Genomic DNA, 9,978 nt, shown 5'->3' with positions numbered 1-9,978 from the left:
GCTGGGTTGGTCGTGAGTGGCGATTCGGGTTAGAACCCGAATCGCCACTCACGACCAACCCAGCCCACCCCGCACCGCAGCGTCGAGCACGGACTCACCACCGTCTGCGGCGGGGGAAGCGTCGCTGCGGACACCCTGACGCGGCGGGTGACCACGTGCGGCGACCCAGCGCGAGTAGTCGACTAAATGCGTTCCACACGCCGACCGGAACCCGCGCCCTCTCTGCCGTAAGTGCGTGAAAGTTCCTGTCACGAAAAGAAGTTCTTGCCTCGGAGCGGGACAGGAGCGGACTCTTGATCTTGTGCTCATGCCGATCGCCTTCACGGTGGCGGGCGCCGGTTCGGCACTCGCCACCCGCGCCTGCCTGCGCCGCGCGGGAGCGCCGGTGACGGTCTGGGCGGCCGCCCTCACGGCGGCCCTCCTCCTGGCGGTGTACCTCCGTCACCAGGGCGGGGCCTGGCCGTCCTGGTGGCTCGCGGTCCCCGCCGTGCTGACCGTCTTCGCCGTCCCGCTGGCGCTCGCCGACCTCAAGTACCGCCGCTTGCCCGACGTCCTGACCCTGCCCGCGTACCCGGCCCTCGCGGCCGCCATCACGGTCGCCGCGGCCGGGGGAGGGGCGGCCATCGCGGGGCGGGCCGTGCTCGGCGCGCTGGTCTTCGGCGGTGCGCACGCGCTCGTCCACGCGCTGGCGCCGCGCTCGCTCGGCGCCGGTGACGTGAAGCTCGCCGGGAGCCTCGGCGCGGTCCTCGCCGCGACGGGCTGGCCGTCGGTCGTGCTCGGCGCGGTCGCCGCGGCGCTGCTGAGCGTGGCGCTCGCGGTGGGCGGACCCCGGCATCCGACGGTGCCGCACGGCCCCGGTCTCCTGGTGGCGGCCTGGGCGCTCGCCGTCTTCGCCGGACCCGGTCCGGGATAGCCCGGCCCTTCCCCGGCAGGTTGGGAGGTTGTGACAGGATTGTCAGGTGTTGCGCTGGATAACCGCAGGGGAATCGCACGGACCCGCCCTCGCCGCCATCCTGGAAGGGATGCCCGCCGGGGTCGAGGTCACGACCGCCGAAGTGGGCGAGCAGCTCGCGCGCCGGAGGCTCGGCTTCGGCCGCAGTCCCCGGATGGGCTTCGAGACAGACCACATCGAGTTCACCGGCGGCGTCCGGCACGGGCTCACCCAGGGTGGCCCCGTCGCGATCCAGATCGAGAACGCCGAGTGGCCCAAGTGGGAGAAGGTCATGTCGGCCGATCCCGTGCCCGCCGAGGAGCTGGAAGGTCTGGCGCGCAACGAGCCGCTGACCCGTCCCCGCCCCGGCCACGCGGATCTGCCCGGTATGCAGAAGTACGGCTTCCCCGAGGCCCGTCCGGTGCTGGAACGCGCGAGCGCCCGCGAGACCGCGTCGCGGACCGCGCTCGGCACGGTGGCCCGCGCGTATCTCAAGCAGCTGCTCGGGGTCGAGATCCTCAGCCACGTCGTGTCGATCGGCGGCGCCTCGGCGCCGGAGGGCCCGCTGCCTGTGGCGTCGGACCTGCCCGCCATCGACGAGAGCCCCGTCCGCGCCTTCGGCCAGGAGGGGACCGACGCGATGGTCGCCGAGGTCGACGCCGTGCGGAAGGCCGGTGACACCGTCGGCGGCGTCATCGAGGTGATCGCCTACGGGCTGCCGCCGGGCCTCGGCTCGCACGTGCACTGGGACCGCAGGCTCGACTCCCGCCTCGCCGGCGCGCTCATGGGCGTGCAGGCGATGAAGGGCGTGGAGGTCGGCGACGGCTTCACCACGGCCACGCGCTGGGGCAGCCAGGCCCACGACGAGATCGACCGCGGCACCGGCCCGGTCGGGGTGACCCGCCGGTCCAACCGGGCGGGCGGGCTCGAAGGCGGTATCACCAACGGCGAGCCGCTGCGCGTGCGCGTCGCGATGAAGCCGATTTCGACCGTCCCGAAAGCACTGTCCACTGTGGACGTCACCACCGGCGAACCCGCGGTGGCGATCCACCAGCGGTCCGACGTCTGCGCGGTACCCCGTGCCGGGGTCGTGCTGGAGTCGGTGGTCGCGCTGATCCTCGCCGACGCCGCGCTGGAGAAGTTCGGCGGCGACTCGCTGGCCGAAAGCAAGCGCAACGCCGAGGCCTACCTGAAGGCGCTCGAGGAGCGCTGGTGACTCCTCGCGCGGTGATCATCGGGCCGCCGGGCTCGGGTAAGAGCACGGTCGGCCCGGCGCTCGCCGCCGCACTCGGCCTGGCTTTCCGCGACAGCGACGACGACATCGTCGCGAGCGCGGGCAAGTCCATCACCGACATCTTCACCGAGGAGGGCGAGCCCGCCTTCCGCGCGCTGGAGGAGGAGATCGTCGCCAAGGCGCTGGCCGAGCACGACGGCGTCCTCTCCCTCGGCGGGGGAGCGCCGATCACGCCGGGCACCCGGGCGCGGCTCGCCGCGCACACGGTGGTCTTCCTCAACGTCGGGATGGCCGCCGGCGTGCAACGCGCCGGGTTGTCGACGGCGCGTCCGCTGCTCGCCGGGGTGAATCCCCGTGCCACCTACAAGGCGCTCCTCGACGCGCGCCTGCCGGTGTACCGCGAGGTGGCCACGATCGAGATCGACACCGACCACCGCACGCCCGACGAGGTCGTCGAGGCCGCCGTCGCGGGACTGACCGAAAACAGCAAGGAAGAAGCATGAAGCGCACCACCATCGGCGTTCTTCTCGCCGCCCTCGCCTTGACCCTGACCGCGTGCGGCGAGGAAAAGCAGCCCGCCGGTTCCGACGTCGTCCAGACCGGGGCCGCCACCTCCGGGGCGCCCGCCTCCGCCGCTCCCGAAGCGGATGTCGCCGCGGATGTCAAGGTCACCAAATGCGACAGCAACAGCTACACCCCGAAGATCACCATCGAGGTCACCAACAGCACGAGCGAGGACGCGCGCTACGCCGTCACCATCGCGATCAAGGACGCCGACGGCAAGGCCTCCGGGGAAGCGCTGTTCGCCAAGAACCGCATGACGCCGGGCCAGACGGTGACCGAAGAGATCCCGGGCGACACCCCGGTCAAGGGCAAGATCACCTGCGAGGTCGCCAGGGCCAAGCGGCTTCCGCCGAAGTGAGGGACACGATGACCGAGCCGGTCCGCATCACCGTCAACACCGCCAAGCCCTACGACGTCGTCATCGGCCGGGGACTGCTGGGCGAGCTCACCGAGCAGCTCACCGACGCCTCCAAGGTCGCGCTGATCCACCCGCCGACGCTGACGACCACCGCGGAGGCCATCCGCGACGAGCTGGCCGAAGCCGGGATCGACACGCACCGGGTCGAGATCCCCGACGCCGAGGACGGCAAGGCCCTCACCGTCGCCAGCTTCTGCTGGGAGGTTCTCGGCCGCATCGGCCTCGACCGCCAAGGTGTGGTCGTCGGCCTCGGCGGCGGCGCGGTGACCGACCTGGCGGGGTTCGTCGCCGCGACCTGGATGCGCGGCGTGCGCCTGGTCAACGTGCCCACCACGCTACTGGGCATGGTCGACGCCTCCGTCGGCGGGAAGACCGGGATCAACACCGAGGCAGGCAAGAACCTGGTCGGCGTCTTCCACGAGCCGAGCGCGGTCCTGGTGGACCTCGCGACGCTGGAGACGTTGCCGCCCAACGAACTCGTCGCCGGGATGGCCGAAGTCGTCAAAACCGGGTTCATCGCGGATCCGCGCATCCTCGAACTCGTCGAGCAGGACTCCGCCGCCGCGCTGGATTCCACCGGTGAGGTCCTCGGCGAGCTGGTCCGCCGCTCGATCCAGGTCAAGGCCGACGTCGTCGCCGCGGACCTGCGTGAGTCGAACCTGCGCGAGATCCTCAACTACGGCCACACGCTCGGCCACGCCATCGAACGCCGCGAAAAGTACCGGTGGCGTCATGGCGCCGCGGTGAGCGTCGGACTGGTGTTCGCCGCCGAGCTCGCGCGCCTGGCGGGCCGGCTCGACGACGCCACCGCCGATCGCCACGCCGCCGTCCTCAAGCTGCTGGGCCTGCCGACCACCTACGACCCGGACGCGCTCCCGCACCTGCTGGAAACGATGAAGGGCGACAAGAAGACCCGCTCGGGTGTGCTGCGCTTCGTCGTCCTCGACGGGCTCGCCAAGCCCGGCAGGTTGGAAGGCCCCGACCCGTCGCTGCTCGCGGCGGCGTACTCGGTGGTGGCGGGCGAGGCTCCCAAGCCCGGCGGGAGCGTACTGCTGTGAAGGTGCTCGTCCTCAACGGTCCCAACCTCGGCAGGCTCGGGCTGCGCGAACCGGGTATCTACGGTTCGGCCACCCACGCCGATCTGGTCTCGACCTGCGTCGACACCGGCAAGGAGCTCGGGATCGACGTCGAGGTCCGCCAGACCGACCACGAGGGCGAGATGGTCGGCTGGCTGCACGAGGCCGCCGACGCCGGCTGGCCGGTGGTGCTCAACGCCGCCGCGTGGACGCACTACTCCATCGCGGTCCGCGACGCCGCCGCCCAGCTCAAGGCACCGTTGGTCGAGTTGCACATCTCCAACGTGCACAAGCGCGAGCAGTTCCGGCACCACAGCGTGCTGTCGGACATCGCCACCGCCGTCGTCGCCGGGCTCGGGGTCGACGGCTACCCGCTCGCGCTGCGTTGGATGGCCGCGAACGCGGCATGAACAATCCGCCGGAGCTGACCACCCCGCGGCTTCGGCTGCGCGCGCTGACCGAGGCCGATACCGAAGCGATCGTGAAGGTGTTCTCGGATCCGGCGATGAGCGCGCATTTCGCGGTTCCGCTCACCGAGCCGTCCCAGATCCGGGCCATGATGGACCGGCGGCTGTCCTATCGCGGCCCCGCCGGGATGGGGCACTGGGCGATCGAGCGGGGCGGCGACGTCATCGGTCTCGCGCATCTGCGGCCCTCGGCGGAGTTGCCCGGCGAGGTGCCGGAGATCGGCTACTACCTCGCGCGTGAGCACGGTGGGCAAGGGCTGGCGACCGAGGCCGCGAAGGCCCTGCTGGACCACGGACTCGTCGGGCTCGGCCTGTCGTCGGTGTGGGCGCTGGTCGGCGAGTCCAATGTGGCCAGTCAGAACCTGGTGCGGCGCTTGGGTTTCCTTGACGTCGGCGCAGGCGATCACTACGGCAGCGGGCCGCACCGCGTCTTCGTCGCACTGCCGTCGGACCACGGCAAACCGCACCACCTCGAACTGTGGGTCCCGGATCTCGCGCGCGCCGAGGCGAGCTGGGGCTGGCTGCTCGGTGAACTCGGCTGGCGCGAATTCCAGCGCTGGCCAGCCGGGGTCAGCTGGAAGCACGGCGCGACCTATCTCGTCGTCGAACGCTCACCCGCGCTCAGCGGGGCGACGCACGAGCGCACCCAGCCGGGGCTGAACCACCTCGCCCTGCACGTCGATACCCGCGATCGGGTGAACGAATTGGCCGTGAAAGCCCTCGAACACGGCTGGTCGGCGATGTTCCCGGACAAGTATCCGTATGCGGGCGGTGATCACCACTACGCCGCCTACCTCGAAAACGCCGACGGCTTCGAAGTGGAGCTGGTCGCTCTACCGGGGAGCGACGTCACCCAGGCGGGCTAAGTCTCGCTACACTCGGCCATCATGCGCCTTTTCCGTGGGGGTCGGCGACCCGCCCGTGCCGTGGCGGCCGCCCTCGCGGCCGGCGCGCTTTTGGTGGCGTGCAGTGACGGCAACGTCCAATCCCAGGCCGACGGCAAGGGCGGCGGGATCGGCGGAGCCCAGCAGGCGCCCCGCGAGAAGCCCCGCCCGATGGACGTCGAACTCACCACCGGCGATCCGCGCCAGAGCGGCGGTGTGGTCGCCGCGGGTGATCAGGACGCGGTCTACAACTACGGCCCGACGGTGATGCGGGACGGCGACAAGCTCCGGATGTGGTGGTGCAGCCAGTACGGCAGCGCCCCGCCGGCCGGTGACGACATCCTCTACGCGCAGTCGCAGTCGCTCGACGGCCCCTTCACCGGCCCGTCCGGCGGCGGCCCGGCGGCGGTGTTCTCCGGCGCGCCCGGCGGTTTCGACGGGATGCACACCTGCGACCCCTCGGTGATCAAGGTCGGCTCGACCTACTACATGTACTACACCGGCGCGGCGGGCGACCACGCGCTCGGCAACTCGATCGGCCTCGCCACCAGCACCGACGGGCTCACCTGGACGCGCGCCGCCGGCGGACAGCCGATCATCGGACCGTCGCACGACGTGCACCGCGCCAACGTCTACGGCGCGGGCCAGCCCTCGGCGGTATACCTCGACGGCTGGTTCTACGTGCTCTTCACCGACACCACGGCCAAGGCGGCCGGGTGGAACGGCGCCGGGCAGTTCCTGCTCCGCGCCAAGGACGCGGCCTTCACCCGGGGTGTGGAGACGCTGGGGGAGCAGGGCTTCGCGGCCAAGCCCAGCACGATCTCGCCGCGCACCCGTTCGCTGGTCGACGGGTTCAGCACCGATCTGATGTGGGTCGGCGCGCTCGACGCCTTCGTGATCGCGCACGAGACCGACACCGGCACCACGCTTACCTTTTGGACCAGGGACTTCACCGCCCAGCCGTACCGTCCGGTGCTCATCCCCGGCAGCTGGAAGGAGGGCCCCGGCTTGGTCCGGCGGCCCGACGGGCACGCGCCGCTGTCCTCGGGTGACGTCTGCGACCGGGTGCCGTTCGACGTCGTCCGCGCCACGATCGTCGGCGGCGCGGGGGCGCCGACCGACCTCAAGCATTTCGGCCTCGACGTCCGCGGCTCGCGGGCCTGCGACGGCGACGCCCGGATCCGGACCGCGTTCGAAGGGGTCGCGATGCCTTCGCCGCAGCGGACGATCGACCTGGTGGCCGACGGAAAACTGGTCCGGGTCGACCGGCGCTCGGTGGCGGCGGCGCTCGCGGGCGAGGTGGTCGACCAGCGGCTCAAGGTGCTCGAGAAATTCCCGCAGGCCGCGCGCCTGAGCGCCGGGGCGAAAATGGTGCGCGCGCCGGGCCGCGGGGTCGCGGTGGTGCTCGACGGCAAGCTGTTCGCCGTGCCCGACGCCGGGGCGGCGGCGCTGAACGACTCGACCGTCGAAGAGATCAGCGATCAGGCCTGGGACGACTTCCCGCCCGGTTTCTCGCTCTCAGGCTGAGCCTCGTCGTCTTCCGGGGCCGTCTTGGCGATCCGGCCGCCGACGAGCAGGCCGAGCCCGGCCGGGACGAGCACCAGCAGGGCCGAAAAGGCGGCGCCGCCGGTGAGCGCGCCGCCGAGTTCGGAGGCGCCGGTCTGGTCGACGAACACCGCGCGGCCGATCACGTACAGCACGCCGGAGACCGGGCCCGCGATCAGCGCCGCGATGAACCAGTTCTTGCCGCGCTCGGGTTTGCCCTGCCACGCGTCCACCGCGCTCCAGCCCGCCGCCGCGCCGACGAGCACGGCGAGCGCGAGGGAGGTGACGAGGGTCTTGTCGGTGGGGTTGTAGACCTCGTACTTGGCCAGCACGGTGACGGCCGCGCCGTGCAGCAGCGCCATCACGAGTCCACGAGTCAGCCACGGTGCCATTGGGGGAGTTTAACTCGCCAGTAGCGACTCTCACGCCCGCACGCGTTTAGTCCTCTGAATGCGCTGGGCCTCTACCCCCACCTCGCCAACGAGGCTACCGAGGTGACCGGCGGACGGTCTCCTCGGAAGCGCGTCAGCGCGACGAGGAGACTTCACCGTCGCGGGCCTCTTATGGGCCGGAGGCCCACGGAAACGGATTGCAGGGCGCCCTTCACGACCACGTGAGTTGCAAGCGGGTCCAGCGCCCTGCGAGACGTTTCCGTGAGCGCGCGACATAATGCGACAGTGCGTGAATACTTCTCTCGCCGCCGTGCGGCGCTGCGTTCCCTGCTTGCCGACTCCGGGGTGGACGCGCTGCTGGTCACGGACCTGCTCAACATCAGGTACCTGACCGGCTTCACCGGGTCCAACGCCGCTCTCCTCGTCCACGGGGGCGGTGACGACAAGACGATCTTCTGCACCGACGGCCGCTACACGGTCCAGTCGGCGACGGAGGTGCCCGACCTCGAACGGGTGCTGGACCGCGCGAGCGCGGCGAAGCTCGCCGATCTGGCGGCCGAAAAACACTTCGGCAAGACCGGGTTCGAGAGCCAGCACGTCAGCGTCGAGCAGCACGAGGATCTCAAGGTGCGCTTCGACCGCGTCGAGCTGGTCCGCACTCCGGGCCTCGTGGAGCAGCTGCGGCTGGTCAAGGACGAGCAGGAGATCGAGGCGCTGCGCCAGGCGTGCGCGGCGGCCGACAGGGCACTGGAGGACCTGGTGTCCTCCGGCGGGCTCCGGCCGGGCCGCACCGAGCTGGACGTCGCCCGCGACCTGGAGAACCGCATGCTCGGCCACGGGTCGACCGGGCCGTCGTTCGACACGATCGTCGCGGTGGGTGCCAACTCCGCGATCCCGCACCACCGGCCGACCTCGGCCGTGCTCGCGACCGGTGACTTCGTCAAGATCGACTTCGGCGCCACGGTCGACGGTTACCACTCCGACATGACCCGGACGTTCGTGCTCGGCAAGCCCGCGGCGTGGCAGGAGGAGGTCTACGAACTGGTCCGGCGCGCGCAGGCGGCGGGCTGTGACGCGGTCTTCCCCGGCGCCAAAGTGTCCGAAGTGGACAAAGCGGCGCGCGGCGTGATCGCCGACGCGGGCCGCGGCGAGGAGTTCGGTCACGGCCTCGGCCACGGCGTCGGACTGCAGGTGCACGAGGCGCCCAGTCTCGCTACCACGGGCGTCGGTACACTGACCGCCGGTATGGCGGTCACCGTCGAGCCTGGTGTGTATCTGCCCGGCCGCGGTGGCGTGCGCATCGAGGACACGCTGGTCGTGCGGGAAGGTACGCCCGAACTCCTCACGCTGAGCACCAAGGAACTCGTGGTCGTCTGACGGCGGCCCGGAAGATCGACACAGGAGACTGCACACTCGTGGCCACCACCAACGACCTGAAGAACGGGCTCGTCCTCAACCTCGACGGCCAGCTGTGGACCGTCACCGCGTTCCAGCACGTCAAGCCGGGCAAGGGCGGTGCGTTCGTGCGCACCACGCTCAAGCACGTGCTGACCGGGAAGGTCGTCGACAAGACCTTCAACGCGGGCACGAAGGTCGATACGGCCACCGTCGACCGCCGGAACATGACCTACCTGTACAAGGACGGCGCGGACTTCGTGTTCATGGACGCGGAGACCTACGACCAGATCACCGTGCTGGCCGAGACCGTCGGTGACAACGCGAACTACCTGCTCGAGAACACCGAGGTCCAGGTCGCGGTGCACGAGGGCGTCCCGCTGTACATCGAGCTGCCGACCTCGGTCGAGCTGATCGTCCAGCACACCGACCCCGGCCTGCAGGGTGACCGCTCCACCGGTGGCACCAAGCCCGCCACCCTGGAGACCGGCGCCGAGATCCAGGTGCCGCTGTTCCTCACCACCGGCGAGAAGATCAAGGTCGACACCCGTGACGGCCGCTACCTGGGCCGCGTCTCCAGCTGATGGCAGGCTCAGACAAAGCCGGCAAGTCACCGAACCGCGGTGGGCCGATCAGCCGTCGCCAGGCCCGCAAGCGTGCCGTCGAAATGATGTACGAGGCCGCCCAGCGCGGGGCCGACGCGGTGACGCTGCTGGCCGACCGCGTCGGTTCGGTCGAGGTCGACCCGATCGGGGACTACACGATCTCGCTGGTCGAGGGCGTCACCGGGCGCCGGGCCCAGATCGACGAGCTGCTCTCGGAGCACGCTCAGGGCTGGACGCTGGACCGGATGCCGCCGGTGGACCTCGCGGTGCTCCGGGTCGGTGTCTACGAGTTGCTGTGGGCCGCGGACGTGCCGGACCCGGTCGCCATCGACGAGGCCGTCGGACTGGCGAAGGAGTTGTCGACCGACGACTCGCCGCGGTTCGTGAACGGCGTGCTCGGCCGCATCGGCACCATCGCCGACCGCCTCCGCGCGGTCTTATGACAATGGTGACCCCGATCAGGTGAC

General features: G+C 70.8%; 12 protein-coding genes. 11 read left to right on the top strand and 1 reads right to left on the bottom strand.

What is annotated here, in order from left to right; genetic code table 11:
- Positions 1 to 301: 301 nt before the first annotated feature.
- The 8 genes from ACZ54P_RS38820 to ACZ54P_RS38785 are packed head-to-tail and all read left to right on the top strand — an operon-like array spanning position 302 to position 7,101.
- A complete protein-coding gene (locus tag ACZ54P_RS38820; RefSeq protein ID WP_465466603.1) occupies positions 302 to 913 on the top strand; it encodes a prepilin peptidase in 612 nt (203 codons plus the stop codon).
- Positions 914 to 959: 46 nt separating this feature from the next.
- Positions 960 to 2,147, top strand: a complete 1,188-nt coding sequence (aroC, locus tag ACZ54P_RS38815) for a chorismate synthase (protein ID WP_465466602.1) — start codon at positions 960 to 962, stop codon at positions 2,145 to 2,147.
- The gene (locus ACZ54P_RS38810; protein ID WP_465466601.1) at positions 2,144 to 2,668 is read left to right on the top strand and encodes a shikimate kinase; all 525 of its coding nucleotides are present in this window, start codon (positions 2,144 to 2,146) and stop codon (positions 2,666 to 2,668) included. Before aroC ends, ACZ54P_RS38810 begins: the two co-directional genes overlap by 4 nt.
- Positions 2,665 to 3,087, top strand: coding sequence for a hypothetical protein (locus tag ACZ54P_RS38805; RefSeq protein WP_465466600.1), 423 nt, complete (start codon positions 2,665 to 2,667; stop codon positions 3,085 to 3,087). The genes ACZ54P_RS38810 and ACZ54P_RS38805 overlap by 4 nt, the downstream gene beginning before the upstream one ends.
- 8 nt (positions 3,088 to 3,095) lie before the next feature.
- Positions 3,096 to 4,205: a 3-dehydroquinate synthase gene (gene aroB / locus ACZ54P_RS38800; protein WP_465466599.1), complete on the top strand. Its 1,110-nt coding sequence runs from the start codon at positions 3,096 to 3,098 to the stop codon at positions 4,203 to 4,205.
- The gene (aroQ, locus tag ACZ54P_RS38795) at positions 4,202 to 4,633 is read left to right on the top strand and encodes a type II 3-dehydroquinate dehydratase (protein WP_465466598.1); all 432 of its coding nucleotides are present in this window, start codon (positions 4,202 to 4,204) and stop codon (positions 4,631 to 4,633) included. The genes aroB and aroQ overlap by 4 nt, the downstream gene beginning before the upstream one ends.
- The gene (locus tag ACZ54P_RS38790; RefSeq protein ID WP_465466597.1) at positions 4,630 to 5,556 is read left to right on the top strand and encodes a GNAT family N-acetyltransferase; all 927 of its coding nucleotides are present in this window, start codon (positions 4,630 to 4,632) and stop codon (positions 5,554 to 5,556) included. Before aroQ ends, ACZ54P_RS38790 begins: the two co-directional genes overlap by 4 nt.
- A 60-nt stretch (positions 5,557 to 5,616) precedes the next feature.
- Positions 5,617 to 7,101 carry a glycoside hydrolase family protein gene (locus ACZ54P_RS38785; protein WP_465466609.1) on the top strand — a complete coding sequence of 495 codons (1,485 nt, stop codon included), beginning with the start codon at positions 5,617 to 5,619 and terminating at the stop codon, positions 7,099 to 7,101.
- On the opposite strand, the gene ACZ54P_RS38780 is transcribed toward ACZ54P_RS38785, so the two are convergent.
- Positions 7,056 to 7,511, bottom strand: a complete 456-nt coding sequence (locus ACZ54P_RS38780; protein WP_465466596.1) for a B-4DMT family transporter — start codon at positions 7,509 to 7,511, stop codon at positions 7,056 to 7,058. The two genes, ACZ54P_RS38785 and ACZ54P_RS38780, sit on opposite strands and share 46 nt — an antisense overlap.
- A gap of 285 nt (positions 7,512 to 7,796) precedes the next feature.
- On the opposite strand from ACZ54P_RS38780, the gene ACZ54P_RS38775 reads away from it, so the two are divergent.
- The 3 genes from ACZ54P_RS38775 to nusB are packed head-to-tail and all read left to right on the top strand — an operon-like array spanning position 7,797 to position 9,954.
- Positions 7,797 to 8,888: a M24 family metallopeptidase gene (locus tag ACZ54P_RS38775; RefSeq protein WP_465466595.1), complete on the top strand. Its 1,092-nt coding sequence runs from the start codon at positions 7,797 to 7,799 to the stop codon at positions 8,886 to 8,888.
- Positions 8,889 to 8,926: 38 nt separating this feature from the next.
- On the top strand, positions 8,927 to 9,490 hold the full coding sequence (efp, locus tag ACZ54P_RS38770; RefSeq protein WP_465466594.1) for an elongation factor P: 564 nt from the start codon (positions 8,927 to 8,929) through the stop codon (positions 9,488 to 9,490).
- Entirely contained in the window at positions 9,490 to 9,954 is a 465-nt protein-coding gene (nusB, locus tag ACZ54P_RS38765; RefSeq protein WP_465466593.1) for a transcription antitermination factor NusB, read from the top strand. Before efp ends, nusB begins: the two co-directional genes overlap by 1 nt.
- Positions 9,955 to 9,978 lie beyond the last annotated feature (24 nt).

It is taken from the genome of Amycolatopsis sp. NPDC034160, assembly GCF_055575355.1.
The sequence above is the reverse complement of the archived record's forward strand: the minus strand, read 5'-3'. Positions and strand labels throughout refer to the sequence as shown.